The sequence below is a fragment of the Pantoea sp. MT58 genome, from assembly GCF_014495885.1.
GTDB lineage: Bacteria > Pseudomonadota > Gammaproteobacteria > Enterobacterales > Enterobacteriaceae > Pantoea > Pantoea eucalypti.
Window position 1 is genome coordinate 17,049 of sequence record NZ_CP061083.1, and the last position, 26,828, is coordinate 43,876.

The following is a 26,828-nucleotide window of genomic DNA, read 5'->3' on the forward strand; positions in this document are numbered from 1 at the left end:
TTATCACTCCCTAAACGGTATTTCATAGAGTTCATGATTATTCATTCGCCGCCAGCTGCCGGCGCTGCCTGGTATTGTCACGGGTTCAGAGGCGATCAGCGTGCAACCGTCCTGTTGCCGAAAATGCATCGTAAAATAGTCCGGCCAGGGGGTGTCGTGCGGATACCACTGCCACGCCCAGGCTTTGTCGCGGGTGACGAAAATGGCATTGCCTGCGCTGCCGCCTGGCTCAACCTGCGCCATCTTTGCGCGCAGATAGTCCCGGGTGAAATCAGCAGGGGTGGTCTGATCCACTAAATAGCGCAGATACTCTTCAGAATCGAAGCGTGATTCCGCCAGGCCGAGCTGACGGTAAATGGTCGGCAGAAAGCCGTTATGCATCATGTACCACTGATGTCCGGCGCTGTTGCGCCACAGCGGATGCGAAAACTCGATCCCCTGATTTTTGCTCAATGTGGCGTGACGCACATGAACCGCCAGAAACCGACTGCGCAGACGATCCACGTCAATACCCGGCAGGGCGTCTGCGAACGGGCCGGTGCCATGCAGGGTGTGAATCTCGCCCTGTTCCAGCCACAGACAGCCCCAGCCATTGGGATGCGATTTGATCGGGCCATCGTGTTCGGCGCCTTCGCCGCAGCTCATGGCGCGTGCTGCCTCCAGAATCTGTGCGCTGTCAAACTGGCCATATGCCAGAATCATCCTGCACATACTTTGTCTCTCCCGGCGGTGACTGATTGCGCGGCAATCACCTGCTTAAACGTGGTCATGATTGGCTCACGTGCTGTATCTGTCAGACTGAAGGTGGCGAGGATACCCGCATGACGGGTCAGATCGGCATAGAGCGAGGAGCGTGGCGAAACCTGCAGTGCAGGCAATCTGAGGGGTGGCAACAGCGCACCCTGCTGATGCTGTTCGATCCAGCTTTCGGCAGCCTGCAGCTGCGCCGGTTGCCGTAACCGCAGCTGTCCAACCGCACCGGATCCGGTGAAAGCAAAAGCAGGCAGTGGATCGCCCGCCTCCAGCCGGAAGGTGACATCCGCCCAGTTGATGCCCGTTGCCTCCTGCACCAGTATTGCCACCCCCATGCCGGAAAGCCGGAATCCCATCTCAAGGAAATGCGGTACGCCATTAACCACAATAAAATCGATATGAAACGCGCCCTGACGATAGCCAAAGGTTTCACAACAGAAGGTCATCAGGCTACTGAACGATGCCGGCAAGGCCGCTGCCGCCATTGCTACATGCCCCGACTCATAAAAACTGACGCATCCCTGGCTATCCCGGTGCTGCTCAATCACCTTCTGGCAGCAGGTCAGTGCCTGGGGATGCCCCTGATGCACCACACCCTGCAACGAAAACTCAGTGCCTGTCAGCGCACTTTCCACAATAAAGCCGCTGAAGCCGCGACCGCCATAGTTCATGGTCTGCACCAGCTGTTTCACCACACTGCGCAGTTGATCGGCGCGTTCAATCAGAAAGATGCCCAGGCCGCCGCCGCCATCCACTGGTTTCACGACACACGGATAGATCAGCGCCTGTTCCGCATCCAGAATGCTGAGCGGTGACGCGAAAAAGCGGAACTCTGGCTGCGGGAAGCGCGGCCAGGCTTTTTTCAGCGCCATGCGCTGCGCATATTTATCCATGGGAATAAAGGCGGCAGGCGCGTCTGGCCCGGCCAGCATCTCACGCAGCCGTCCGGCGCTGGCGTTGTAAGCTTCAAAGCCTGCCAGCACCACCAGCGGATGCGCCAGTAAACCGGCATGCAGATAAGCCTGCATGAGCTCCCACGGATTCTCAGGACGGTCGAGGCGAATAATCAGATCAAACGGCAACGCCAGACTGAGCGACTGGTAATCGACAAAATCACCCATTTCCGCCAGCACGGTAAAATAGCCGTCGCGCTTCGCCACCGCGCAATAAGGATTTTGTCCGTCGCGGGTGGCGCCAATTTGCAGGAAAATCTTTTTCATCGCCTCGCCTTACCGGGTTAACGCCCGGAAATGATTTCTGTCACGATGTCATTGAGCACACCGTTATTGACCTGAATCACCGCTTTGTGAGGATCAAAACGCAGGACGCGCGACAGCGGATCGGTACTTTTGCCCTCCAGCAGCGAACTGACCGGCCTGCTCTGCCAGCAGTGGCGCATCTGCGTCAGCGTCAGGCCGGAGAGCTGTGTTAACTGCTGAGCCAGTTCGACGTCGTTATTGCGTTGTTCAATCAGATCGTGAATAGCGGCTTCCTCCAGCGCAATCTGCTGCTGCGACAGCCAGTGTCCCAGCTGCTCTCCGTGCGCCAGGAAGGGTGAGTAAATCATGCAGATCAGCTGATCTTCACTGAGGTTAAACGCCTGCATGGCGAAATCTGCCGCGCGCTGCCGCTGCTGCCGGATGGCGTCGTCGTCCTGATAGCGCGCCGCCATCTCATTAATGAGCGCGGACGGAAAATCTTTCTTCACCATCAGCCCCAGCGCGAAGCGCACATACTCGCGGATCCCTTCGGCATAGTGGCGCTGCAGCAGCGTTTCAGCCCGCAGTCCGCGCAGATGCGCCATCAGCGTTGGATTACCGCAGTCGGACTCGGAAAAGCTGAACATCAGTTCATCAAAACGGAAGCGCATAAATTCGCTGAGCAGCGCCCAGTGCGCGCCCGCTTCATAGGCGGTGTCCTGATAAATGTTGAAAAACAGCGGGTCACGTGCGAGCTGATGGGTGATGCGGTGCGCGGCTGTCAGCTGTTCGGCCCCGTAAACGTCAGAGAAGTAGCGCTCTGCCACACCGTCCAGCGTCTGGAGAAATCCGCTGAAGCCCCGGCTTTTGTCCGCTACCGGCGCATCAAACAGCCGGGAAAGGTGTCTCGCCCAGGCGACATAGGCGGCCTGCTCCTGCGGCGAGTCGCCGGTGATAATCAGATCCACGCCGCCGTTGTAGTCTGCCGCCAGACCAAAGGAGTTCACCATGCTGAGATTACAGGCGTTGCAGAAGGTCGAGCGCGCATCAGCGCGAAAACGGTGGCCATTCATCAGCACGTCATTGCGGTTCTGCTGCCGTACGCTCTCAGGAATCGTCAGGTCGCGGGCAAACGGTCGGATCAGCAGGCCATCTACCACCAGGCATTCTGTCCGTTCATCGTCATGCATCGCCAGCGCCTGATAAACGCGGTGGATGTTCTCCATCACGCTCTGATTCATCGCCGCATGACGGTTAGTACTGACCCGCAGATGAAACGTGCTGCCCTGCTGCAGCCAGATCAGCCCCTGAAGGTAACGCACGTAAGCCACCATGTAGCTACTGTCTTTTCCGCCGCCATAGGCGAGCAGAACGCGGTTATTTTCCAGCATCTGCTGATCCGGCAACGCCGCCAGCAGGCGAACAGAGCAGCGCTGAGCCGATTCAATGATGGCGGGCGACAGATACGCTTCAATCTCCTTCATCATGGCGGGCAGATTGTTCATTTTTCACGTTTCCCTCAGTTGAACAGTATCACTTTATGGCCTGAAGCCGGCGGCTGACGGGGCGTCGGGCCGTTTAGCGTCATGAATAATTAAGAGATGCAGCCTAAACTACTTTGAATGTACTCTGTTGAATATGCACAGATCAGCGCGATATGGGGTGGAACAGATGGCCGATATTATCGGGGAACAGGAGAGTCAGAACAGTCGTTACCGCCAGATCGCAGAACAGATTAAGCAGGCCATTCACGGCGGTTCACTGGCACCCGACAGCCGTCTGCCGTCGGTGCGGACGCTGGCAACACAGTACAATGTCAGCCTCACCACCGCCCTGAAAACACTGCGCACGCTGGAAGATGAGCGCTACGCCGTTGCCCGTCCAAAATCGGGCTTTTTTGTTGCCTCGCAGCGGCCTGCCTCGCGTCAGCTGCCCGCCGTCAGCGAACAGCCGCGCGCCATCGCGCCGCTGGATGAGCAGACAGAACTGCATCTGGCGATGCTCGGCTCAGACTGCCGGGTGCGTCTCGATCTGGCTAACGGCGACAGCGCCCTTTATCCGGTCAAGCGCATCGGCCTGCTGATGCGCCAGATGGGCTACAGCAAACCGGCGCTGCTCGGCAATACGGTCAAAGGTACCGGCTATGCGCCGCTGAAAACTGAGATTGCCCGACGCGCGGTCGATTACGGCTGCAATATCAGCGCCGACGACATTCTGATCACCAACGGCTGCATAGAGGCGATTTCGCTGTCCCTGCGCGCCACCACCCAGCCGGGCGATGTGGTGGCAGTCGAGTCGCCCTGCTACTTCGTGCTGCTGCAGATGCTGCATAACCTCAATTTACGGGTGATTGAAGTGGAAGCCGGGCCGGAAGGGTATGTGAATGTGGCGAAGCTGACCGGATTATTTCAGCGCAAGGCGGTACGGGTTTTTCTCACCCTGTGCAACGTCAATAATCCGCTGGGCAAGAGCATTCCTAACGAGCATAAAGCCTATATTGCGCGGCAGGCGGATGAAAACGATGTGGTGATCATTGAGGATGATATTTTTGGCGATACCGCCTTTGGTGAGCGTCGCCCCTTCCCGATGCGCGCCTTCAGCCCCAACGCCATTCTCTGCAGCGGCTTTTCCAAAACCGTGGCACCTGGCATTCGCATTGGCTGGGTTCACAGCGTCAATTACATGCGCAAAATCGCCTCGCTAAAATATACCTCGACGATGGGCACCTCGGTGCTGTCACAGGCGGCAGTGGCGGAGTTGCTGCGCAGCGGCGGCTATGATGCGCATCTGCGCAAGCTGCGTCGCGAGCTGGCACGGCAAATTCGCGAAATGCGTCAATCGGTGCTGCGGGAATTTCCGGCGGGAACGCGGGTGTCCGATCCGGAAGGAGGCTATGTGCTGTGGGTCGAGATGCCGGGAAAGGCGCTGAACGTGCGCGAACTGTTTCTGAAAGCGCGTAATGCGGGTATCGGCATTGCACCGGGCCACATTTTTGCCACCGATGATCGCTACGATCACTGTTTCCGGCTGAATGCCGGTTTCGGCTGGAATGCGGAGGTGGAACAGGCCATTAAGCAGCTGGCACAGTGGTGCCAGCTGTCATTAACCGATCCACAGGAAGAGCAGGATTAGCTGTCGCGCCAGGCGATCTCAATCTCTTCCGCCAGAATCTGCACCGCCCGCTCGATATTCTCTGCATCCGGCACGTAGTTCATCCGCATACATTGATGAGTGTGCGGCCACGCCTGTTCGAGACCCGGGAAGAAGAAGTGGCCCGGCACCATCAGCACGCCGCGCGCTTTAAGCCGCTGATAAAGCAATTCAGTGGTGATTGGCAGATCGCGGAACCAGAGCCAGAGGAAAATCGCGCCTTCCGGCTTGTGGATCAGACAGCGCTCTTCCGGCAGATAGCGCCGCAGGATTGCAATGGTCTGCTGCACCTTCTGATGATAGAACGGCTTGATCACCTCTTCGGAGAGCCGCAACAGATCGCCGCGACGGATCATCTCATTGGCGATGGCCGGACCGATGCTGCCCGGAGCCAGACTGATAATGCCGTTCATGTTGCTCAGTGCAGTAATCGTCTTCTCGTCAGCAATAATAATGCCGCAACGCGCACCCGGCAGGCCGAGCTTCGACAGACTCATGCAGAGAATGATGTTGGGATTCCACAGCGGGCGCACCTCGCTGAAGATGATGCCGGGGAACGGCACACCATAGGCATTGTCGATCAGCAGCGGCACGTCATGCTGCTGTGCCAGCGCATCGAGCTGCATCAGCTCATCATCAGTGATCACATTACCGGTAGGATTTGTCGGGCGCGAGACGCAGATCAGCCCGACCTCATCGTTCATCGGCAGATGCTCGAAATCGACATGATATTTAAACTGGCCTTCCGGCAGCAGCTCAATGTTCGGCTTCGCCGAGACAAACAGCGCCTCTTCCAGACCGGCATCCGCATAGCCAAGATACTCAGGCGCCAGCGGGAACAGCACTCGCTTCTTGCTGCCATCGGCCCGGCGACCGGCATACAGGTTAAACAGATAGAAGAAAGCGCTCTGACTGCCGTTGGTCAGTGCGATATTCTCTGCGGTGATCGGCCAGCCAAGCTGTTCACGCAGCAATTCAGCCAGTGACGCCAGCAGCGTCGCTTTGCCACGCGGACCGTCATAATTGCACAGCGCTTCGCTGAGTTTGCCTTCCTCGTGCATCTGCTGCAGCAGTTGCTGAAAGTAGTCGTTCATGGCCGGAATTTGCGCCGGATTGCCGCCACCCAGCATGATGGTGCCGGGCGTGCGGAGGCCCGCGCCCATATCTTCCATCAGACGTGAGATGCCGGAATGTTGGGTAAATTTGTCGCCGAACTGAGAAAAGGACATAGCGGTTAAATATTTGTGATAACGAATCGGGGGTCCACCATAACGCCCGCCATCGGCGGGCGCAATGGGAAGGCGTGGGGATTACTTCAGTGCCTGCGGGTTAACGCAGTTCTTTTCGACGCTTCCGCCAAGTGCGGCGATAAGATTCTCTACCGCATCCTGCATCATGCCGTAACGGGTTTCGTGTGTCGCAGAACCGATGTGCGGCAGCGTCACCACATTGGGCAATGACAGCAGCGGGGAGTCGGCAGAGACCGGCTCCTGCTCAAACACATCCAGTCCGGCGGCATGCAGTTTGCCTGCCTGCAAGGCAGCGATCAGCGCCTTCTCATCCACCACCGGTCCGCGCCCGGCGTTGATCAGCACCGCATCCGGTTTCATCAGGTCCAGCTCGGCGGCCCCAATCAGATGGTGTGTCTCTTCAGTCAGCGGCAGGCTAATGCAGACGAAATCACTCTGCTTCAGCAGCGCTTCCCGTTCACAGCGCTGTGCGCCAAAGCGTGACTGTGCCTCCTCATGCTCACGGCGGGCGTTATAGAGGATTTTCATGCCAAAACCAAAATGCGCCCGCTGCGCAAGCGCCATCCCGATACGTCCCATGCCGAGAATACCCAGCGTTTTATGGTGTACGTCGATGCCGAACTGCGCCGGTCCGATGCTCTTCTGCCAGTTACCCGCTTTAACCCAGGCATCCAGTTCCGGCACCCGGCGCGCCGTGCTCAGCACCAGCGCCATCATGGTGTCTGCCACGGTTTCGGTCAGCACGGTCGGCGTGTGCATCAGCACCACGTTACGCTGATTCAGGGCGTCTACATCAAAATTATCGTAGCCCACAGAGACGCTGGAGCAGACGCGAAGATTGGGCATTTTCGCCAGCAGCTCGCCATTCACTTTACCGCCCGATCCCAGCAGACCTTCTGCCTGCTGGAAATCCGCAGCATACTTCTGCTGGCTCTCTGGTGAGAGATCGCTGATTTCCGTCACGTCACACTGTTCAGCCAGGCGGGCATAAAGATCGTCAGGCAGTTTTTTATAAAGAATTACAGCGGGTTTCATTCGGTGGCTCCCGGTCAATAAGTTACGGGCGGCTTGCAGGCCGCCCGGAGAAATAGAGGCTAACGTTTACGCTTTCAGGCCGGTTTCGCCCCCTGCAGCGGTGGCGCTTTATTCTGCGCCGGCTTCACAATCAGCGTCAGCCACACCGAAACCAGCAGGGCCGATCCCATAAAGATGTAGGAGGCGGATGGGCTGCCGGTTGCTCCATTAAGATAGCCGACAATCCATGAACCGATAAACGATCCCAGCGCACCCATGCTGTTGATCAACGCCATTGCACCACCGGCAACATTACGCGGCAGCATTTCAGGGATGATGGCAAAGAACGGTCCGTAAGGCGCATACATCGCGGCACCGGCAATCACCAACAGGGTGTAGGACATCCAGAAGTGGTTAGATCCCACCAGGTACGAGCCGAGGAAAGCCAGCGCACCGATCAGCAGCAGTGGCCAGACGAACAGCTTGCGGTTCTGGGTTTTGTCAGACGCCCAGGAGACAATCACCATCGCAATGGTTGCCGCCAGATAAGGCACCGCTGACAACCAGCCCGCTTCGACCATGCCCATCTGCGTGCCGTTACGCAGAATCGACGGCAGCCACAGCACAAAGCCATACACGCCGATGCTCCAGGCAAAATATTGCAGACAGAGAATGATCACGTTGCGGTTACGGAACGCTTCACCGTAGTTGCGCACCGCTTTGATGTTTTCCTGCTCTTTCTGCAGTTCAGCCTGCAACGCCGCTTTCTCGGCATCGCTCATCCAGCGCGCCTGTGCGGGTTTATCCTGCACCAGGAACCACCAGGCGATCGCCCAGATCACCGCAGGAATCCCTTCGATGATAAACATCTCACGCCAGCCAAAGGATTCGATCAGATAGCCCGACACCACCGACATCCACAGCACCGTGACGGGATTCCCTAGGATCAGGAAGGTGTTGGCGCGTGAACGCTCCGATTTGGTAAACCAGTTGCTGATATAAATCAGCATCGCAGGCATTACCGCAGCTTCCACCACGCCCAGAACAAAGCGAATGGCTGCCAGCATCGGAATGTTGCTGACCACGCCGGTCAGCGAGGCGCAGCCGCCCCACAGAATCAGGCAAACGAAGATCAGTTTTTTGACGCTGCGGCGTTCGGCGTAAATCGCACCCGGGATCTGGAAGAAGAAGTAACCCAGGAAGAACAGCGCACCCAGCAGCGAGGACATGCCTTTGGTGATGCCGAGATCGTCATTAATCCCGGCAGCAGAAGCGAAGCTAAAATTTGCACGATCAAGATACGCCAGGCTGTAGGTGATAAACACGATGGGCATGATGAACCACCAGCGTTTTGGCGCGATTGTCTGCTTTTTCATCGGGAACTCCTGTGACTGTAGAGGGGCGCGAACTACACGTCGCCCAGTTGCTGACGCGTCGGCAGACCTTCGCTGTCACCAATGACCTGAATCGCCATCGAACCAATTTTGTTGCCGCGACGAATCGCCTGCGGCAGCGACTGACCTTCCAGCAGGGCGCTGATAACGCCAACGGCAAAACCGTCACCGGCACCCACGGTATCCACCACGTTATCGACTTTTATCGCCTCAACCTGACCCTTTTCGCCCTGCGACGTTTTATACCAGGCACCGTCACAACCGGTTTTTATGACCACGGCTTTGACACCCTTGTCGAGATAGAAATCGGCGATCGCTTCCGGCTGACGATAACCGGTCAGAATCAGCCCCTCTTTTTCGCCCGGCAGCACCCAGTCGGCATACTCCGCCAGCAGATTGAGTTGCTTACGCATCTCCTCTTCGCTGCGCCACAACACCGGCCGCAGGTTAGGGTCAAACGAAATAGTTTTACCGCGTGCACGCATTTCTTTGGCGGTGTGCTTCAGCAGCGCCAGCGAGCTCTCTGACAGCGCCGCCGCCACACCGCTCAGGTGCAGATGACGCGCCGAGCCGAAATAGTCTGCATCAAAATCCTCAACCGACAGATGGCTGGCCGCCGAGCCTTTACGAAAATATTCCACCAGCGGATCAGAACCGTCATCGACTTTGGACTTGAGCTGAAAACCGGTGGGATAGCGTTTATCGACCGTCACACAGGCGTGGTCGATACCCTCTTTTTCCAGCTGCTGGCAGATAAACCGGCCGAAAGCGTCATCGCCGATACGGCTGACCCAGCCCACTTTCAGGCCAAGACGTGCCAGGCCGGTCGCCACATTGAGTTCAGCGCCCGCAGAACGTTTAACAAAGGTCTCTGCTGCGGCCAGATCGCCAGTCTCGCGGGCGATAAACATCGCCATCGCTTCACCGATGGTGACCACATCAAGCTGACCGTTGTGATGATTAATGTGCGTCATATCTGTTCCTTACACGTTACGCAGCAGCGACACGTAGTGGCGTGTCACCGCAGTCAGATCGTCGCCTTCCAGCGGAAATTCGATACCGCGCGGTGCCTGTGCGGGCAGCTGTTGCAGCAGCGTGCGCCAGTGGTCATCCGCCTCATCCAGCGCAATCGCCCGGAAGCTATCCTGGTGCGGCACGGCCGCTTTGACGTGCACATAACCCACCTGCGCGGCCAGTTGTTGCGCTGCCTGGTCGGCATCTTCCCCGGTCCAGCGCCAGTTACCCATATCAAAGGTCATGCTGATCGGCAGATCGGCTTCCCTGACCGCCGTAAAAAACGCGACGGACGGCGCCAGTCGACCATGCTCAGTCTGGTCATTTTCCACGGTCAGCTGAAACGGCAGATCCGCCAGCAGCGCCTGCAACGTTTCGCGAGGGAGTGCACCGGTAAAGTCTCCCAGCGCCACTTTCAGCCGCTGAGCGTTTAACTGGCGTGCTTCTTCAACGTAGTGGATCAGGCGTGGATTGATTTCGCCGCCGTCACAAAACAGCGTATCGGGCACCGAATAGCTGGCGTGCAGCTGATGCTGCGCCACCGCCCGGCCCAGCGCGGGCAGATCGGTAAGCGCCGTGTCATCAAGCAGTTCGCGGCGGATTTCAACGCCGTCAGCGCCCGCCTGCTGAATAATCGGCAGCAGCGCACGCTGACCGCCGAGTGCGGCGATCTGCGCGTGGCCATAAGCGGCGGTCACCACGATGATGTCAGGTTTCATGTTCTACTCCATGGCAGGGTTCTGCCCATAACGAATAGAAAAACCCTAAATGGAACCGGTTCCAAAGCAAAGGAGCAAACTGTGAAATTATGATCGTGCTCACGAAGCGAGCACGTAAACGGAAGGTTAAATCTGAAATTCAGCCCAGAGGCTGGCTTGAGCCGCGAACAATCAGTTCACCAGAGAAGACCTGCTCGCCAACCGGCACATCACTGCCCTCAATACGGGCAATCAGGCGTTCCAGTGCACTGAAGCCAATCTGCCAGGTGGGTTGTTTCAGCGTGGTGATACCGACACCGGCCAGCGCCGCCCACTCCAGTTCATCAAAACCGAGCAGGCCGATATCGCGACCCCAGTGCAGATTGAGTCGTTGTAACGATCGCGCCACCTGCAGCGTCAGCGCCCCGTTGGCGACCATCACCGCGCAGCGTTTGCCGGTATGACGCTGATGGAAGGCCAGCAACGCCTGGTCCAGCGCATCGGGCTGATGCAGCCCCACTTCAGTATTCTCATGCTCAGCCTGAGGATGCGTTGCCAGCAGCTGGCGGAAAGCCTGCAGACGCTCGCGGCGAGTGTTGACGCTGCCCAGCGGCTCACTCAGAAACAGCAGTGCGTTATAGCCATTGTCGACCAGATGGCGCGTGGCTGTTTCAGCCGCTTCGGCGTTATTCAGTCCCACTACATCGCAGGGAAAATCGGGGATTTTTCGGTCAATCAGCACCATTGGCAGCAGGGATTGTTGCAGATGATTCAGCACCTCTTCACGCATACCGACCGCGTTAACCACGATGCCTTCTACCTGATAGCTGCTAAGCAGTTGCAGATAGTGCTGCTCCAGATCCACTTCATTATTGGTGTTACACATCAGCAGGGTAAAACCCTGCTCGCGGCAGGCGGCTTCAATACCGCTCATCACATCGACGGAATAGGGATTGGTGATATCGGCAATAATCAGCCCGATCAGGCGGGTACGTCCGCGCTTCAGGCCGCGCGCCATCTGGCTTGGACGATAGCTGAGATCGGCAATCGCCTGCTCAATCCGCGCTTTTAAACCGTCAGAAAGCAGATGCAGCTCGCCATTGAGATAGCGTGAAACGCTGGTTTTGCCCGTTCGTGCCGCGTGAGCAACATCGCTGATGGTGGCACGAGGCGGCCTGATTTTCATGAGATATCCTGCGAAATGAGAAACCAGGCAGAGACTAGCACAAGCAAAGCTCACCGCAAAAAGTGCTATACCGGTAATTGCAGCCAGGGTTGCCAAAGGGTCTGTAACGTTTCCGGTGGTGCGCCATTGATCAGCTGGATGACCATTTCAGCCACCTGCTCTCCGGCCTGGTGCGGTGTTGCCTGGCGAATAGCGACAATGGGATGATCGAGAATCGCATCACGCGGCAATCCCTCCCAGCCTGCCAGCAGAATGGCACGCTCACCTGCTGACCGTCCTGCCTGATGCAGTGCCAGAGCTGCGCCTTCAGCCAGCACAGCGCAGTCGGTGATAATCACTTCCGGTACCGCCGCCTCTGCCAGCCACTGCCTGGTTTGCTGATAGCCGGCACGGCGAGACGGCGACACAGCCGCCATCGCATAAGGTGCGACATCGCCCAGCGCGGTCAGATATCCCTGACGACGCTCACGCACCTGCGTGCTGTGTTCGTTGCTACCGAGCCAGGCTATCCGCTGCCGTCCCTGCGCCAGCGACCAGCTCACCGCCATCTGCGAACCCGCGAAGTGATCCACATCAAACCAGGCATAAGTGGGTGGCAGATCGCTGCGGCCCAGCGCCAGAAAGCGAAAATTAGCCTGAAGCAGCGCATGAAGTCGGCTGTCATCGGGGGTAGTGTGACCGACGATAAGGGCATCCACGGCCCCACTGCGCAACAGATGTGTCAGTGTCGACTGACTCTGCTGCTTATCCATCAGTAACAGCAGATTAATGTCATGACAGGCAAGGTGATGATCCAGCGACAGCAGCATGTCGCTAAAGTCGCTGCCACTCAGAGAAGATGCACTGATCGGGTAGATAAGACCCACCGCGTTAGCGCGACCGGTTTTCAGACGCCGCGCCGCTGCATTGGGTCGGTAGCCGCGCCGCTGCGCTTCCTCTTCGATACGCTTACGCGTTTCGTGAGCAACGTCCTGATAACCATTAAGGGCACGACTGACCGTCGTCACGGAAAGGCCTAAAACCGTAGCGATGGCTTTAAGAGACATGAGGAAATATTCTCTGATCAATTTTTGATCAGGCTACCATAAAGCGTCTGCTGGCTCTATTCGCCGAAACATTACTGATTCTTTTAGCGGAAGGCTTTACAGAAAAAAGACGCCCCCAGGTCGGGGGCGCGCGCGATTATTACAGTGGGCTGAGCGTGATCTCAACACGACGGTTTTGTGCTTTGCCTGCTTCGGTGCTGTTGGTGGCAACCGGATTATCCGGGCCTGCACCCTGCGTACGCAGGCGATCGCTGGCAACACCCTGCACGATCAACGCGCTGGCAACACTTTCAGCACGCTGTTGAGACAGGCGCATGTTCAGTGCACGGCTGCCAGTGCTGTCGGTGTAACCTACGACGTTTACCGCTGTTTTCGGATACTCTTTCAGCACCATTGAAACACCGGTCAGGGTATTTGCACCGGCCGGTTTCAGATTGCTGCTATTAGAGTCGAAGGTGACATTATTTGGCATATTCAGAACGATGTTATCGCCATTACGGGTCACGCTGACACCCGTGCCGCGCATTTTGTCGCGCAGTTTCGCTTCCTGTACATCCATGTAGTAGCCCACGCCACCGCCCAGTGCAGCACCGCCAGCGGCACCAATCAGTGCGCCTTTACGACGATCTTTTTTCGACGAGGAGAGCACGCCGACACCGGCACCCACGAGTGCGCCCAGGCCCGCGCCCACGCCTGACTTACCCGCCTGAGATTCGCCGGTGTAAGGATTGGTCGTACACCCTGGCAGGGCCAGGGTGCCGCTTAATAACAAAGTGATGGCGATTAATTTTTTCTGCATTTTTGTTCCCTTACATTCGACACACAGGGGAAAACCTTTCCCATAAGTGGCACGATTATGCCGCCTGATGCCAGGGAATGTAGTGCGGAAAAATCCTGATTTAACGGGAATCACGTCTTTTGATTGTCAGGATGACAAAAACAGTTGCTCTGATGATCATTTATCAGCCCACAGGCCTGCATAAAGGAGTAGCAAATTGTGGGGCCGATGAATTTAAAACCACGCTGCTTTAACGCCTTAGAGAGCGCAATGGCGTGCTCTGACGTCGTGGGTGCCTGGCTGTAATCAGGATAATCGTGAACGATTTGCACGTTATCGACAAATTGCCAGACGAAGTGGCTGAAATCCTCGCCTTTCGTCTCCATTTCAAGATAAGCACGCGCGTTAGCGATAATGGCCGCGATTTTACCCGCGTGGCGGATAATGCCGCTGTTGAGCATCAGCGCGTCAATATCTGTGGAATCCATCAATGCTATGGCCTGCGGATCAAACTGGTGAAAGGCCGCCCGATAGTTTTCCCGCTTTTTCAGCACGGTGATCCAGGATAATCCCGCCTGCTGCCCTTCCAGACAAAGCATCTCAAACAGCGCGCGCTTGTCTCTTTGCACCACACCCCATTCACGGTCGTGATAGGCCAGATAGAGGGGATCCTGCGTTACCCAACCACATCGTTGCATCACTTTTTTCCTTTAATGACGTGAAAATTCTGGCGGTCCGCTTGATCTTAGAATTTATCGGTTGATAGTTAAACAACCACCGGTTAAATAACAGAGACGGGCCGAAAATTTAATTAAGACGCCGGATAATAACTTCAGTTTTGCCCGGAGAAGCGATGGTGCCGAGAAGCGGTTGGAAAGGTCTGCGGACCTGCTGTGCTGTATGCCTGTTACTCTTAACGCAACCGACTTTTGCCCGCGGTGGCACCTCTGCGCCTCAACATCCCGTCTTCTCTCCCGACTACGACACGATCCTGGCGGAGAAGATCGCCCTGAACCCACTCGCCTTCAGCGATGAAAGCCGCGCCCTGTTTGAAGCCGCCATTAACTCGCCTACCGCATCCCCCATTGCCCTGCACAGTGAAACCGGCAGCGTAGGCACTACGCCGCTGGGAAAACGCTATCGGGCGGGCGTTGACCTGCCTATTGCCCCGTCACTCACCACCGGGCCGGTGGCGCAGTATGCGGTCGATCCGCAGCAGATGAACTGTCTGCAATGCGATTACAGCGATCAGCAGAGCCGTGAGCAGAGCGCCAGTGTCGGCTGGCGCATTGATTCGAAACAGGGATGGATATCGCCCTGGGCGCAGCTGAGTTATCACTATCTGATGGCCGATACATCGCAGAATCCCCGGCGCGAGGCAACCAACGGCTCTGATCAATCTGACGGCATTGATGTGAGCATCGGTGCACAAATGCCACTCAACGCGAATCTGGCAGCTTTTGCTGCGTTTTCACAAAGTGAGGCGCTGAATAATCAGGAGCAGCAACTTTATACCTTTGGATTCAGTGCCAGCTTCTAGCGGGGCATAAAATGAGAAAGGGAATCGGGCGTTTAAAATATAATGAGTCCGCTAATCATTATACCGGTAACATTATGCGCAACGATTTGACAATTATTGGCCGCGAAATAGCGGTTTTCCTTCTGGCAGCTCTGGTTCTCGCGTTGACTATCGTCCCTGTCTACATTGATGTGGCCTGGATGAACGACGCGCTCCACGAAACCTCTTTTACTGAAACCACCCAGGAATGCATGCTGGCGATGATCGCCGCACTGTTCTTTATTGCGGCTCGCCGTCGTCCCGCTCAGCGCGGGGCGCTGACCTTAGTGGCGGGCTTTTACAGCTGCATGCTCATCCGCGAACTCGACTTTGTTTTTGATACTTTTCAGCACGGCAGCTGGGTCTGGTTTGCTCTGGCCGTTACGGCGGGTTCGCTGGCTGTCGCGCTGCGGACGCCAAAAAAAACCGTGCATGCGCTGGCGAATCTGCTGCTGCATCGCAGCTGGCCGGTGATGGCCTCTGGCTTCTTAGTGGTGCTGGTCTTCTCCCGCCTGTTTGGTGTGCATGCGCTGTGGCAGCATCTGATGCTGGGAGATTACAACCGCGTGGTGAAAAACATGGCCGAAGAGGGTACCGAGCTTCTGGGATACAGCCTCTGCTGGCTCGCCTCAGTGCGCTATTTGTGGCAGACCCGTCCGGCTGCTGCGGGTGTCCGGGTACAAATCACCGAATCTGCACCGGCCCGCCACGCGACCTCCACGGTCACCTCACACTGATCCGCAGCGTTGCTTTTTAAGCGATCCGCACCCTTAAAACAGGTACAATAAACACTTCTGCGTCGGTGATGGGTTCCCGACGCAAGGTGTTCGTTAACCTCAGGTCTTTTCATGTCAGCTAAAATCTTAACTTCAACGCTTATTGGCCTGGATGCCTTCCGACAGGATCCGCTGACTGCCCTGCAGCAGGCGGAAAAGGGCACGCTGGCGGTGTTAGATAACTATGCGCCGGTGATGTACGCCATCACACCGACGCGTCTGGCTGAGCTGCTGGCGCTGGAAACCGCCGCCCGGCAGCCAAATGATGTGGCGCTGGATGACAGCCTGTATGACGACGCGCCCGCCGCGATTCATACGCCGGCAGGCAAGTTCGCCATGTATCAGGGCTGGCAGCCGGATGCCGACTTTACCCGTCAGGCCGCCATCTGGGGCGTGGCGCTAAGTGAACCGGTGACGCCCAGCGAGCTGGCGGCCTTTGTGGCCTACTGGCAGGCCGAAGGCCGGATGTTCCATCATGTGCAGTGGCAACAAAAGCTGGCGCGCAGCATTCAGATGAACCGCGCCGCAAACGGCGGGCAACCGAAGCGTGATATTACGCAGTTGCCTGATCCTGACCGTACCATTCCCGATGGTTTCCGAGGTGAATGATGAAAACGCCCAACGATCTCTTTAACCGTCTGAAAAGAATGATGCCTGAGGGCACCCGGCCGAAATTTGCCAATGGTGAAGAGCTGCTGGCGTGGAATCAGGAGCAGGGTCGCCTGCGTTCAGAGGCGATTGTGCGTGAAAACCGCGCAATGAAAATGCAGCGCGTGATGGGCCGATCCGGTATTCGTGAGCTGCACATGAACTGCTCATTTGATAATTACCGGGTAGAGAACGAGGGACAGCGCAAAGCGCTGGAGCTGGCACGTCAGTACGCTGCCGAATTTGATGGCAGCATCGCCAGCTTTGTCTTTTCAGGACGTCCCGGCACCGGTAAGAACCATCTGGCTGCCGCGATTGGCAATGACCTGATTCTGCGCGGTAAAAGCGTGCTGATCGTGACGGTGGCCGATCTAATGTCGAGTATGAAGGGCACCTTCAGCGGCAGTAGCGGCATTACCGAAGAACGGCTGATTCAGGATCTCAGCAGCGTTGATCTGCTGGTGATTGATGAAATTGGTATGCAGAGCGAATCGCGCTACGAAAAAGTGATCATCAACCAGATAGTTGATCGCCGTTCTTCGTCGAAACGACCGACCGGCATGTTATCTAACCTCGACCATGCAGGTATGAATGCACTGCTGGGTGAACGCGTCATGGATCGTATGCGGCTCGGTAACAGCCTGTGGGTGCGTTTCGACTGGGAAAGCTATCGCAGTCGGGTGCGCGGCGACGAATATTAATCAGTGACCCGGCTGTGCCGGGTCACTGCGTTAATCGGGCCTGATGTTCCGCATCCTTGCCATTCACCACCCTTGCTTTGTCTTTCTCCCCTACCCGGCGCAGACAACGGTGCTGCACCCGCAGTCTCGCCCGCTCCGCCGGTACCACAGAACACCCGTGTTAATCCGGCAATCCGATCATCATCACGATCTCCGCCACCGTCGATTGGGTTGTGTGAAACAGCACGCAAAGTGTGGGATGAAGAATCCGCATGGGCTGATACACTCAATTGTTACTCCTCTGTTGAGTGAACCCGTGATGAAAACGAATGGCAAAGGCCCTGCACTACTGAGACTGAATAACCAGAAACGGGTGATGAGTCAGCTGCGTAAGCTGCGCGTGACGTCGCGTCAGGATCTGGCGGAGGTGCTGACACTCAGCAAAAATACCGTCTCATTAATCATTGATGACCTGCTTGAACAAGGCCTGATCGAAGAGCTGGGCCCGGTCAGCGTGGCGGCCGCCGGACGGCCTAAAATCGGGATTACCCTCAGGCCAGAAAAACTTAAGAGCGCAGGCATTATGGTGGAACGCAACGTGGTCCACTGGCGGGTCTGCGACTATTTTTCCCAGGTACTGGCTGAAGCGACACTACGTACTGATACCAGTAATCCGACCCGCCTGCTGGCTGAGCTGGCCATGCTGTGCCGTGAACTGACTGAGCACTATCCCGATTTGCTCGGCATTGGCCTGGGCTTTCCCGGCATCGTTGATCCGCGACGCGGCTGGATGCACATTTCATTGCCGCTTGAATGGCAGAATGTTGACCTGCTGAGCGCGCTACGCAAGCACGTTCGTCTGCCGATTCGCATTATGAACAATGTTAAAGCCGCCGCGCTGCTGGCTGTTGATCAGCGTGGATTATCGGTGGAGAGCAGCCATTTTTATCTGCGTATTTCAGAGGGGATTGGCGGCGCACTGGTACAGCATGGCGAAGTCTTTACCGGCCACAGCTGGACGGCGGGCGAGGCCGGCCATCTGGTTGTCCAGCCCGAAGGGCCGCGTTGCAGTTGTGGTCGTCGGGGTTGCCTTGAAGCGCTGGTCAGTCAGCCTGCGATTAAACAACAGCTGGCACAGCGTCAGCCCGGGCTGAGCTGGCAGAACCGCGACAGCGCGCCACGCGTGGTGGATGAGGTGATGGCGCTGGCAGGTGGCTATCTGGGTGCGGCACTGAGTCAGATTATGCTGCTGCTCAATCCCGCCACAATCATCATTGATTGTCCGTGGAACGCCAGTGAGCGCTTCTGTAAGGCGGTACGCGATACCGCACACGGTAACGCGCTGGCTTTTACCGCCGCGCATACTCAGCTGCAGTTCCCGGAGAACCGGATTGACCCGGCTAACGGGCTGGCACTGGCGGTGCTGGAGGAGAGGGAGCAGCGGGTGTTTTAGTGCCCCGGTCCGTGCTTTTTTACCCGATATCCATCCCCGCCAGACTCACCCTTTCCTGCTACAACACATTCTCACCAAAATGCTGGCGATACTCTTTTGGAGTGGTGTCGTAGCTTTTGCGGAACACTGAATAGAAGTATTGCAGCGAAGGGTAACCGCACATTTGCGAGATCTCATTGATATTGAGCGATGAAGAAGCCAGCAGTTCGCGCGCTTTTTCCAGTTTTTCGCGATGAATCATGGCATGAATGGTGTCGCCGGTCTCATCACGAAAGCGTTTTTCCAGATTAGATCGCGACAGCCCGACCGCATCCAGCACCTGTTCCACCTTAATGCCCTTACAGGCGTTAAAGCGGATGTAGTGCATTGCCTGAATCACCGCCGGATCGCGCAGTGAGCGGAAGTCGGTTGAGCGCCTTGCGATGACTTTCACCGGCGGCACCAGAATGCGCTGAAGGGGCAGAGGCTGATTATCCAGCAACCGGTGCAGCAGTTTGGCCGCCTGATAACCCATCTGCCGTGAACCCTGCGCCACGGACGAGAGCGCGACGCGTGACAGATAGCGGGTCAGCTCCTCATTATCAATCCCGATCACCGTTAACTTTTCCGGTACAGGTATTTTCAGGTGTTCACAGGCTTGCAGCAGATGTCGCGCCCGGGAGTCAGTCACGGCGATAATGCCGGTTTGCGGCGGCAGTGTCTGCAGCCAGTCGGCGAGCCGGTTCTGCGCGTGCTGCCAGTTTTCCGGCGCGGTCTCCATGCCCTGATAGACCACGCCCTGGTAACGCTCACGCCCTACCAACTGACGAAATGCCTGTTCCCGCTCCTGCGCCCAGCGCTTGCCACTGGAGGCCGGTAAACCATAAAAGGCAAAGCGGTTGATGCCCTTCTCTTTCAGATGCAGAAAAGCTTTCTCCACCAGCGCGGCGTTGTCAGTGGCGATGTAATGCACCGGAGGATAATCTTCCTGGCGATGATAAGAGCCACCCACGCCGACAATGGGGACAGAGACATTCGACAGCAGAGCTTCGATAGAGCGATCGTCGTAATCGGCGATCACCCCATCACCCAGCCACTCACGGATGTTGTCGATGCGGCAGCGAAAATCTTCTTCGATGAAGATATCCCAGTCTGTCTGCGACGCCTGTAAATACTCACCGACGCCCTCAACCACCTGACGGTCATACACTTTATTGGCGTTAAACAACAGCGTAATGCGATAACGTTTATCATGCATGATGGCGCGTTCCCTTAAATCCTCAGCGCATTGCATAACACGGCTGAAAGGGGCAAAAAAATTGTTTGCGCCACAATGTGATCGCCCGCGCGATTACACCCGACGCCGCGTTGCGGTATCCATCCACACCGCCAGCAGCAGAATCGCGCCTTTGACGATGTACTGCCAGAAAGTCGGCACATCCATCATGCTCATGCCGTTATCCAGCGAGGCCATGATAAAGGCCCCCATGACCGCGCCCGCAACCGACCCCACGCCGCCCGCCAGGCTGGTGCCGCCAATGACGCAGGCGGCAATCGCGTCGAGTTCCGCAATATTACCCGCCGATGGTGAGCCTGCACCCAGCCGCGAGCTGAGGATCAGCCCGGCAATCGCCACCATCACACCGTTGATGGCAAACACCGCCAGCTTGGTGCGCGCCACGTTAATGCCAGAGAGGCGGGCTGCATCTATATTGCCGCCGATAGCGTAGATACGACGGCCGAATGCGGTGCGGGTTGCCATAAACATGCCCGCCAGCAGCAGCACAGCCAGCAACAACACCGGCGTAGGTACGCCACGATAATCATTGAGTAACCAGATGGCACCCAGCACTAAGATAGCCGTGATCGCCTGACGCCCCACGGTGCCGCTTGCTGCGCCCTGTGGCAGGCCGAGTTGCTGACGACGCAGCCGCAGCCGCCATTGCCAGAGTGTAAACAGCGCCAGACCTGCAACACCAAAGCCGAAACCGACACCGCCCGGCAGATAACTCTGTCCAATCTGCGACATGCCCGGTGTAATCGGCGCAACGGTGGTGCCATCGGTAATGCCGACCAGAATACCGCGGAACGCCAGCATCCCCGCCAGTGTCACAATAAACGACGGCACTTTGCGATACGCCACCCACCAGCCATTCCAGGTGCCGAGCAGCAGTCCCATCACCAGTGTGACCACGATGGTCAGCGGCAGCGGCCAGCCGAGCCAGACGTCAAAGATTGCCGCCGCGCCGCCCAGCAGACCCATCATAGAACCCACTGACAGGTCGATCTCCGCCGAGATAATCACGAACACCATGCCGACCGCCAGAATGCCGGTGATAGCGGTCTGTCGCAGCAGGTTGGAGACGTTACGCGCACTGAGCCACGAGCCGTCGGTAGTCCAGGTAAAGAACAGCGCAATCAGCACAATCGCGCCCAGCATCACCAGAACCTGCAGGTTGGGCAGCGTGAACCTGCCCGGTGACGGTTTGCCCGGCGTACCTGAGAGGCGGCTTTGGGTACTTTCACTTTTAAGCATAATGTTCACTCCGCAGGGCAGCTTCCATCACCTGCTCCTGAGTCAGATTATCGTTAATCAAATCGGCTTTGATCTGCCCTTCATGCATCACCAGAACCCGATCGCTCAGGCCCAGTACTTCCGGCAGCTCAGAGGAAATCACAATCACCGCGATACCCTGCTGAACCAGCGCATTGATCAGCAGGTAGATCTCCTGACGGGCACCCACATCAATGCCGCGTGTCGGTTCATCCAGGATCAGGATTTTTGGATTGAGCAGCAGGCACTTCGCCAGAATCGCTTTCTGCTGGTTGCCGCCGCTTAAACGGCCAATCGGCAGTTCCGATGAGGAGGTTTTTACGCGCAGCCGACTGATCGCGTCGTTGATCGCTTGCTGCTCCTGCGCTTCATCCAGCGTCGAGAGTCGGTGACTGAACTGATCCAGTGCCGCCAGGGTAATATTTTTGCCCACCGCCATCAGCGGCACGATGCCATCCTTTTTGCGATCTTCCGGCACCATCGCAATGCCGTGCGCAATCGCGGCACGGCAATCAGTGATGTTGACCTGTTTGTCGTTGATCCAGATATCACCCTGCCAGCGCCCGGGCCAGACACCAAACAGGCACTGCACCGTTTCAGTCCTGCCTGCGCCGACCAGCCCGGCAATGCCAAGGATTTCACCGCGTCTGAGTGTGAACGAGACGTTGTTGACGCGGCGGATGTGGCGGTTAACCGGATGCCAGGCGGTGAGATTGTCCACTTTGAGTATCACATCGCCAATCTGATGCGGCGCATGGGGATAGAGCGCGGTCAGCTCGCGTCCGACCATCATGGTGATGATGTCATCTTCGCTCAGGCCTGCCGCAGGACGGGTGGCAATATGCTGGCCGTCACGGATTACGCAGATGGTGTCGGAGATCGCCTTGACCTCGTTCAGCTTGTGCGAGATGTAGATGCAGGCGATACCGTGTTCACGCAGATTACGAATGATGCTCAGCAGCACATCCGTCTCCTGCTCCGTCAGAGAAGAGGTCGGCTCATCCAGAATCAGCAGCCGGACCTGTTTGTTAAGGGCGCGGGCAATCTCCACCAGCTGCTGCTGACCCAGGCCTAACTCGCCCACGCGGGTTGCAGGCGAGACGTTCAGCCCGACCCGCGCCAGCAGTTGCTGGCAGCGCAGGGTCATGGTTTCATCATCCACCATGCCGAAACGACTCAGTTCGGCGCCGAGGAAGATGTTCTCCATCACCGTCAGTTGCCGCACCAGCGCCAGCTCCTGATGGATAATCACAATGCCTTTACGTTCGGTATCGCGAATGGTCTGTGCCTGAATGTCGTCGCCAGAGAAGTGAATCTGTCCCTCAAAATCGCCGTGCGGATAGAGTCCGCACAGGATTTTCATCAGCGTCGATTTGCCCGATCCATTCTCACCGCACAACGACATCACTTCACCCGCCTCAAGTTGCAGGCTGACATCATTCAGCGCCTTAACAGCACCGAAACGTTTGGTGATGTTTTTCATTTCCAGCAGCATCGACTGTTCTCCCTCACGCTATGCGCGGTCAGAGTTCGCTCTGTTTGTGGAAACCGTCTTTCACCACGGTGCTTTCGATATTGTCTTTGTTAACCGGAATCGGCTTCAGCAGCCGTGACGGCACATCTTTCAGGCCATTGTTCAGCGTGCTGTTGCTGGCGGGTGTTTTGCCCTCACCCAGTTCGACGGCTATTTTCGCCGCTTCGGTGGCCAGCTCCGTGATCGGTTTGTAAACCGTCATGGTCTGCGTACCCGCTTTGATACGTTTAATCGCGGCCAGATCGGCATCCTGTCCGGAGATCGCCACTTTTCCGGCCAGCCCCTGCGCGCTAAGGGCCTGAATGGCACCGCCTGCGGTGGCATCATTTGAGGCAACGACCGCATCAATGTGGTTACTGTTGGCGGTCAGGGCATTTTCCATAATTTTCAGGGCGTTTTCCGGCAGCCAGGCATCGACCCACTGATCGCCGACAATTTTAATGCTGCCGTTATCAATATAAGGTTTTAACACTTTCATCTGTCCGGCACGGAACAGGCGGGCGTTATTATCCACTGGCGAACCGCCCATTAAAAAATAGTTGCCCTTAGGCACCTGTTTCACAATGCTTTCGGCCTGCAACTCGCCCACTTTTTCATTATCGAAAGAGATATAAAAATCGATATCGGCATTATTTATCATTCGGTCATAGGCCAGCACTTTAATGCCTTCCCGTTTCGCTTCAGCGACAACGTTACTCAATACCTGACCGTTGTAGGGAATAATCACCAGCACATCGACACCGCGATTGATCATATTTTCAATCTGCGACATCTGTGTCTCTTCGTTGCCGTTGGCTGACTGAACAAACACCTTAGCACCCAGTGTTTCCGCCTGTTTAACGAAAATATTGCGGTCTTTCTGCCAGCGCTCAAGGCGCAAATCGTCAATCGCCATGCCGATCTTCACTTCTTTTGCCACGCTGGTCTGGCTGAACAGCGCCAGCGCCGCGCAGGCGGCGAGCAGTGCATGTTTCATCTTCATTGTGATCATCCTGTAGGTTGAGGCTATTGTCGTTTCAGGCCTATAAACCAGGCGGATGAATTGTTGCCCTTCTTCTCCGGTTACAGCAATTACTGATTTTTATCCGGCTATTACGTTTTTTGGTTTATTTCATTTTTTATGAGCGCGATCGAGGTTTCATCTTTTTAAGACAAGAGAGTGAACAGGTTAAATCATCCCGTTAATAACATTATTTTGCGAGACAGCGCACAAATAATAATTATCTGATGCCCGTTATGAAATATCGTAATTGAGCTGAAGCCACAGCCCCTATTGAATATTGCTTCAACGCAGACCATTCGGGTACTGATGCTAAGGAGCACACCATGCACGCTTATTTCGATCAGATCGATCGGGTTCGTTATGAAGGCACCCAGTCGACGCATCCTCTTGCTTTCCGCCACTACAATCCCGATGAGGTCATCCTCGGCAAGACCATGGCGGAGCATCTGCGCTTTGCTGCCTGTTACTGGCACACCTTCTGCTGGAATGGTGCAGATATGTTTGGCGTGGGGGCTTTTGATCGCCCATGGCAGAAAAGCGGGGATGCGCTACAGCAGGCAAAACTAAAGGCGGATGTGGCCTTTGAGTTTTTCCATAAACTGAATGTGCCGTGGTACTGCTTCCATGACGTTGATGTCTCACCTGAAGGTGATTCGCTGCACAGCTACAAAGAAAACTTTGCCGCTATGACCGATAAACTGCTGGAGAAACAGCAAGAGACTGGCGTGAAACTGTTGTGGGGCACGGCCAACTGCTTTACCCATCCGCGATACGGGGCTGGCGCTGCCACTAATCCCGATCCGGAAGTCTTTGCCTGGGCCGCGACGCAGGTCTGCAGTGCTATGCAGGCGACCAAAACCCTGGGCGGCGAAAACTATGTGTTGTGGGGCGGACGGGAAGGCTATGAAACGCTGCTGAATACCGATCTGCGCCAGGAGCGCGAGCAGATTGGCCGCTTTATGCAAATGGTGGTCGAACACAAACATAAAATTGGCTTCCAGGGCACGCTGCTGATTGAACCGAAACCGCAGGAGCCGACTAAGCATCAGTATGATTATGATGTCGCGACGGTGTATGGCTTCCTGAAACAGTTCGGCCTGGAGAAAGAGATCAAGGTTAACGTGGAGGCCAACCACGCCACGCTGGCGGGCCACTCTTTCCATCATGAAATCGCTACCGCTATTGCGCTGGGTATTTTTGGTTCAGTCGATGCCAACCGCGGCGATCCGCAGTGCGGCTGGGATACCGATCAGTTCCCGGTCAGCGTGGAAGAGAATGCACTGGTGATGTATGAGATCCTTAAAGCGGGCGGCTTTACCACTGGCGGCTTAAACTTTGATGCCAAAGTGCGTCGTCAGAGCACCGATAAATATGATCTCTTCTACGGTCATATTGGCGCGATGGATACCATGGCGCTGGCGCTGAAAGTGGCGGCTCGCATGATCAGCGATGGTGAACTTGATAAGCGTGTGGCACAGCGCTACAGCGGCTGGAATGGTGAGTTCGGTCAGCAAATTTTGAAAGGTGAGTTTTCACTGGAGGCACTGGCGGCGCATGCTCAGCAGCAGCAACTCAATCCGCAGCATCAGAGCGGACGTCAGGAGCAGCTGGAAAATCTGGTGAATCACTACCTGTTTGATTTCTAACCCTTCAGGAGCAGAGCATGTTTATCGGGATCGATTTAGGCACCTCTGGCGTCAAAGTGGTGCTGATGGATGCACAGGGCAACGTGGTGGCGACAGAAACGTCGCCCCTGCAGGTTTCGCGTCCACAGCCCTTGTGGAGTGAACAGGATCCCGAAAGCTGGTGGCAGGCGCTGGAGCTGGCTATGCAGGCGCTGAGCGCGAAGCAGGACCTGCGTGCAGTGCAGGCCATCGGGCTGAGCGGACAGATGCATGGTGCCACGCTGCTCGACAGCGCTAACCAGGTATTACGTCCGGCCATGCTCTGGAATGACGGACGCAGCGAGGCGCAGTGTTGTGAGCTGGAACGGAAGGTGCCGGATTCACGGGCTATCACCGGCAACCTGATGATGCCCGGCTTCACAGCTCCCAAGCTGCTGTGGGTGCAGCAGCATGAACCGGCCATCTTCAGTCAGATTGCTCACGTGCTGTTGCCCAAAGATTATCTGCGCTGGCGATTAAGTGGCGACTTCGCCACTGATACGTCCGATGCCGCAGGGACAATGTGGCTGGATGTGGCGCAGCGTGACTGGAGCGATGTGATGCTGCACGCCTGCGATCTCTGCCGGGAGCAGATGCCGACGCTCTATGAAGGCAATGCCCTGACGGGCACTCTGCATGCTGAACTGGCAACACGGTGGAAGATGAACGCGGTGCCGCTGGCTGCGGGCGGTGGCGACAATGCTGCAGGTGCGATAGGTGTCGGCATGACCGAACCCGGTCAGGGAATGCTGTCGCTGGGGACATCGGGCGTCTACTTTGTGGTAAGCGACGGCTATCTCAGCAATCCGGCGCGCGCGGTACACAGCTTCTGCCATGCGTTACCGCAGCGCTGGCATCTGATGTCGGTGATGCTCAGCGCAGCCTCCTGTCTGGACTGGGCAGCAACGCTGACCGGATGCAAAGATGTTCCTGAGCTGCTGGCTGAAGCGGAGCGCGCACGCGATGACGTACCCGGGTTATGGTTTTTGCCCTATCTTTCCGGTGAGCGTACGCCGCATAACAACCCGAATGCACTGGGCGCCTTCTTTGGCTTTACCCACCAGCATGGCCGGCCTGAGCTGGCACGATCGGTGCTGGAAGGGGTGGGATTTGCTCTGGCGCAGGGCATGGATGTGCTGCATGAGTGTGGCGTGCAGCCAAAGAGTATTATGTTGATCGGCGGCGGCGCACGCAGCACCCTGTGGCGTCAGATGCTGGCGGATATCAGTGGCCAGACGCTGGACTATTGCCACGGAGGTGAAGTGGGTCCGGCTCTGGGCGCCGCAAGGCTGGCGCAGCAGGCGCTGAATCCGAAAGTCACCGTCCCGACGCCGACTCTGGTGCAGCGGCATCAACCGGATCCGGACAAAAGGGTACATTACCAGTCACGTCGGGAGACCTTTTCAATTCTGTATCAGCAACTTCTGCCGCTCATGAAGTAATCCGTCCAGGATGCCCGGTTTAGCAACCGTTTGGCCTGGCATCCTTCCTTATTGC

Annotated in this window: 24 protein-coding genes; 8 read left to right on the forward strand and 16 right to left on the reverse strand. The window is 56.7% G+C overall.

The features are described 5' to 3' along the window. Positions 1-3: 3 nt before the first annotated feature. Genes IAI47_RS00085 through IAI47_RS00095 form a run of 3 tightly spaced genes read right to left on the reverse strand, consistent with a single transcriptional unit; the run spans position 4 to position 3,457 of the window. A complete protein-coding gene (locus IAI47_RS00085) occupies positions 4-711 on the reverse strand; it encodes a class II glutamine amidotransferase (RefSeq protein ID WP_008926389.1) in 708 nt (235 codons plus the stop codon). Further along, on the reverse strand, positions 699-1,973 hold the full coding sequence (locus IAI47_RS00090) for an acetyl-CoA carboxylase biotin carboxylase subunit family protein (RefSeq protein WP_008926388.1): 1,275 nt from the start codon (positions 1,971-1,973) through the stop codon (positions 699-701). The genes IAI47_RS00085 and IAI47_RS00090 overlap by 13 nt, the downstream gene beginning before the upstream one ends. Positions 1,974-1,990: 17 nt before the next feature. Then, positions 1,991-3,457 carry a hypothetical protein gene (locus IAI47_RS00095; RefSeq protein WP_008926387.1) on the reverse strand — a complete coding sequence of 489 codons (1,467 nt, stop codon included), beginning with the start codon at positions 3,455-3,457 and terminating at the stop codon, positions 1,991-1,993. 166 nt (positions 3,458-3,623) lie between these two features. Here IAI47_RS00095 and IAI47_RS00100 point away from each other — a divergent pair, with 166 nt between their 5' ends. Further along, positions 3,624-5,084 carry a PLP-dependent aminotransferase family protein gene (locus IAI47_RS00100; protein ID WP_008926386.1) on the forward strand — a complete coding sequence of 487 codons (1,461 nt, stop codon included), beginning with the start codon at positions 3,624-3,626 and terminating at the stop codon, positions 5,082-5,084. Here IAI47_RS00100 and IAI47_RS00105 read toward each other — a convergent pair. From IAI47_RS00105 to IAI47_RS00145, 9 genes are all read right to left on the reverse strand, one after another. Further along, positions 5,081-6,331: a valine--pyruvate transaminase gene (locus IAI47_RS00105; protein ID WP_003849606.1), complete on the reverse strand. Its 1,251-nt coding sequence runs from the start codon at positions 6,329-6,331 to the stop codon at positions 5,081-5,083. The two genes, IAI47_RS00100 and IAI47_RS00105, sit on opposite strands and share 4 nt — an antisense overlap. Positions 6,332-6,412: 81 nt before the next feature. Continuing rightward, the gene (gene ghrB / locus IAI47_RS00110; RefSeq protein ID WP_008926385.1) at positions 6,413-7,387 is read right to left on the reverse strand and encodes a glyoxylate/hydroxypyruvate reductase GhrB; all 975 of its coding nucleotides are present in this window, start codon (positions 7,385-7,387) and stop codon (positions 6,413-6,415) included. Positions 7,388-7,461: 74 nt separating this feature from the next. Further along, a complete protein-coding gene (locus tag IAI47_RS00115; protein ID WP_003849602.1) occupies positions 7,462-8,742 on the reverse strand; it encodes an MFS transporter in 1,281 nt (426 codons plus the stop codon). 32 nt (positions 8,743-8,774) lie between these two features. Further along, positions 8,775-9,734, reverse strand: coding sequence for a sugar kinase (locus IAI47_RS00120; protein WP_008926384.1), 960 nt, complete (start codon positions 9,732-9,734; stop codon positions 8,775-8,777). Positions 9,735-9,743: 9 nt separating this feature from the next. Beyond that, positions 9,744-10,493 (reverse strand): sugar phosphate isomerase/epimerase, encoded by a 750-nt coding sequence (locus tag IAI47_RS00125; protein ID WP_008926383.1) that lies wholly within the window; start codon positions 10,491-10,493, stop codon positions 9,744-9,746. Positions 10,494-10,632: 139 nt separating this feature from the next. Next, positions 10,633-11,658, reverse strand: coding sequence for a LacI family DNA-binding transcriptional regulator (locus tag IAI47_RS00130; protein WP_008926382.1), 1,026 nt, complete (start codon positions 11,656-11,658; stop codon positions 10,633-10,635). A 65-nt stretch (positions 11,659-11,723) separates the two neighbouring features. After that, positions 11,724-12,704, reverse strand: coding sequence for a LacI family DNA-binding transcriptional regulator (locus IAI47_RS00135; RefSeq protein WP_003849595.1), 981 nt, complete (start codon positions 12,702-12,704; stop codon positions 11,724-11,726). A 139-nt stretch (positions 12,705-12,843) separates the two neighbouring features. After that, entirely contained in the window at positions 12,844-13,503 is a 660-nt protein-coding gene (locus tag IAI47_RS00140) for an OmpA family lipoprotein (protein WP_003849594.1), read from the reverse strand. A gap of 110 nt (positions 13,504-13,613) precedes the next feature. Continuing rightward, a complete protein-coding gene (locus IAI47_RS00145) occupies positions 13,614-14,180 on the reverse strand; it encodes a DNA-3-methyladenine glycosylase I (protein WP_003849593.1) in 567 nt (188 codons plus the stop codon). A 155-nt stretch (positions 14,181-14,335) separates the two neighbouring features. Here IAI47_RS00145 and IAI47_RS00150 point away from each other — a divergent pair, with 155 nt between their 5' ends. The 5 genes from IAI47_RS00150 (at position 14,336) to IAI47_RS00170 (ending at position 18,597) form a co-directional block, all read left to right on the forward strand. After that, a complete protein-coding gene (locus IAI47_RS00150; RefSeq protein WP_003849591.1) occupies positions 14,336-15,022 on the forward strand; it encodes a hypothetical protein in 687 nt (228 codons plus the stop codon). 74 nt (positions 15,023-15,096) lie between these two features. After that, on the forward strand, positions 15,097-15,777 hold the full coding sequence (locus tag IAI47_RS00155) for a hypothetical protein (protein WP_033743345.1): 681 nt from the start codon (positions 15,097-15,099) through the stop codon (positions 15,775-15,777). A 111-nt stretch (positions 15,778-15,888) separates the two neighbouring features. Then, positions 15,889-16,425, forward strand: coding sequence for a primosomal protein DnaT (gene dnaT, locus IAI47_RS00160; protein ID WP_008926380.1), 537 nt, complete (start codon positions 15,889-15,891; stop codon positions 16,423-16,425). Next, positions 16,425-17,165: a DNA replication protein DnaC gene (gene dnaC / locus IAI47_RS00165; RefSeq protein WP_003849584.1), complete on the forward strand. Its 741-nt coding sequence runs from the start codon at positions 16,425-16,427 to the stop codon at positions 17,163-17,165. The genes dnaT and dnaC overlap by 1 nt, the downstream gene beginning before the upstream one ends. A 298-nt stretch (positions 17,166-17,463) precedes the next feature. Next, positions 17,464-18,597, forward strand: a complete 1,134-nt coding sequence (locus IAI47_RS00170) for an ROK family protein (RefSeq protein ID WP_187961161.1) — start codon at positions 17,464-17,466, stop codon at positions 18,595-18,597. A 58-nt stretch (positions 18,598-18,655) separates the two neighbouring features. Here the strand turns inward: IAI47_RS00170 and xylR are convergent, their stop codons facing one another. From xylR to xylF, 4 genes are all read right to left on the reverse strand, one after another. After that, on the reverse strand, positions 18,656-19,834 hold the full coding sequence (gene xylR / locus IAI47_RS00175; RefSeq protein WP_003849577.1) for a D-xylose utilization transcriptional activator XylR: 1,179 nt from the start codon (positions 19,832-19,834) through the stop codon (positions 18,656-18,658). Positions 19,835-19,927: 93 nt separating this feature from the next. Continuing rightward, entirely contained in the window at positions 19,928-21,112 is a 1,185-nt protein-coding gene (gene xylH, locus IAI47_RS00180) for a xylose ABC transporter permease XylH (protein ID WP_003849574.1), read from the reverse strand. After that, positions 21,105-22,625, reverse strand: coding sequence for a xylose ABC transporter ATP-binding protein (locus IAI47_RS00185; RefSeq protein WP_003849573.1), 1,521 nt, complete (start codon positions 22,623-22,625; stop codon positions 21,105-21,107). Before IAI47_RS00185 ends, xylH begins: the two co-directional genes overlap by 8 nt. Positions 22,626-22,653: 28 nt before the next feature. Further along, entirely contained in the window at positions 22,654-23,646 is a 993-nt protein-coding gene (gene xylF, locus IAI47_RS00190) for a D-xylose ABC transporter substrate-binding protein (protein WP_003849571.1), read from the reverse strand. A gap of 344 nt (positions 23,647-23,990) precedes the next feature. Between xylF and xylA the strand changes: the two genes are divergently transcribed. Together xylA and xylB are read left to right on the forward strand one after the other, a co-directional pair. After that, entirely contained in the window at positions 23,991-25,313 is a 1,323-nt protein-coding gene (gene xylA, locus IAI47_RS00195; RefSeq protein ID WP_003849568.1) for a xylose isomerase, read from the forward strand. Between the two features lie 17 nt (positions 25,314-25,330). Next, on the forward strand, positions 25,331-26,773 hold the full coding sequence (gene xylB, locus IAI47_RS00200; RefSeq protein WP_008926379.1) for a xylulokinase: 1,443 nt from the start codon (positions 25,331-25,333) through the stop codon (positions 26,771-26,773). The last annotated feature ends 55 nt before the right edge of the window (positions 26,774-26,828 follow it).

Bases quoted from the DNA above. Each gene is read 5' to 3' on its own strand.
- IAI47_RS00085 (WP_008926389.1), bottom strand. From the start codon at position 711: ATGTGCAGGATGATTCTGGCATATGGCCAGTTTGACAGCGCACAGATT.
- IAI47_RS00090 (WP_008926388.1), bottom strand. From the start codon at position 1,973: ATGAAAAAGATTTTCCTGCAAATTGGCGCCACCCGCGACGGACAAAAT.
- IAI47_RS00095 (WP_008926387.1), bottom strand. From the start codon at position 3,457: ATGAACAATCTGCCCGCCATGATGAAGGAGATTGAAGCGTATCTGTCG.
- IAI47_RS00100 (WP_008926386.1), top strand. From the start codon at position 3,624: ATGGCCGATATTATCGGGGAACAGGAGAGTCAGAACAGTCGTTACCGC.
- IAI47_RS00105 (WP_003849606.1), bottom strand. From the start codon at position 6,331: ATGTCCTTTTCTCAGTTCGGCGACAAATTTACCCAACATTCCGGCATC.
- ghrB (WP_008926385.1), bottom strand. From the start codon at position 7,387: ATGAAACCCGCTGTAATTCTTTATAAAAAACTGCCTGACGATCTTTAT.
- IAI47_RS00115 (WP_003849602.1), bottom strand. From the start codon at position 8,742: ATGAAAAAGCAGACAATCGCGCCAAAACGCTGGTGGTTCATCATGCCC.
- IAI47_RS00120 (WP_008926384.1), bottom strand. From the start codon at position 9,734: ATGACGCACATTAATCATCACAACGGTCAGCTTGATGTGGTCACCATC.
- IAI47_RS00125 (WP_008926383.1), bottom strand. From the start codon at position 10,493: ATGAAACCTGACATCATCGTGGTGACCGCCGCTTATGGCCACGCGCAG.
- IAI47_RS00130 (WP_008926382.1), bottom strand. From the start codon at position 11,658: ATGAAAATCAGGCCGCCTCGTGCCACCATCAGCGATGTTGCTCACGCG.
- IAI47_RS00135 (WP_003849595.1), bottom strand. From the start codon at position 12,704: ATGTCTCTTAAAGCCATCGCTACGGTTTTAGGCCTTTCCGTGACGACG.
- IAI47_RS00140 (WP_003849594.1), bottom strand. From the start codon at position 13,503: ATGCAGAAAAAATTAATCGCCATCACTTTGTTATTAAGCGGCACCCTG.
- IAI47_RS00145 (WP_003849593.1), bottom strand. From the start codon at position 14,180: ATGCAACGATGTGGTTGGGTAACGCAGGATCCCCTCTATCTGGCCTAT.
- IAI47_RS00150 (WP_003849591.1), top strand. From the start codon at position 14,336: ATGGTGCCGAGAAGCGGTTGGAAAGGTCTGCGGACCTGCTGTGCTGTA.
- IAI47_RS00155 (WP_033743345.1), top strand. From the start codon at position 15,097: ATGCGCAACGATTTGACAATTATTGGCCGCGAAATAGCGGTTTTCCTT.
- dnaT (WP_008926380.1), top strand. From the start codon at position 15,889: ATGTCAGCTAAAATCTTAACTTCAACGCTTATTGGCCTGGATGCCTTC.
- dnaC (WP_003849584.1), top strand. From the start codon at position 16,425: ATGAAAACGCCCAACGATCTCTTTAACCGTCTGAAAAGAATGATGCCT.
- IAI47_RS00170 (WP_187961161.1), top strand. From the start codon at position 17,464: ATGAAAACGAATGGCAAAGGCCCTGCACTACTGAGACTGAATAACCAG.
- xylR (WP_003849577.1), bottom strand. From the start codon at position 19,834: ATGCATGATAAACGTTATCGCATTACGCTGTTGTTTAACGCCAATAAA.
- xylH (WP_003849574.1), bottom strand. From the start codon at position 21,112: ATGCTTAAAAGTGAAAGTACCCAAAGCCGCCTCTCAGGTACGCCGGGC.
- IAI47_RS00185 (WP_003849573.1), bottom strand. From the start codon at position 22,625: ATGCTGCTGGAAATGAAAAACATCACCAAACGTTTCGGTGCTGTTAAG.
- xylF (WP_003849571.1), bottom strand. From the start codon at position 23,646: ATGAAGATGAAACATGCACTGCTCGCCGCCTGCGCGGCGCTGGCGCTG.
- xylA (WP_003849568.1), top strand. From the start codon at position 23,991: ATGCACGCTTATTTCGATCAGATCGATCGGGTTCGTTATGAAGGCACC.
- xylB (WP_008926379.1), top strand. From the start codon at position 25,331: ATGTTTATCGGGATCGATTTAGGCACCTCTGGCGTCAAAGTGGTGCTG.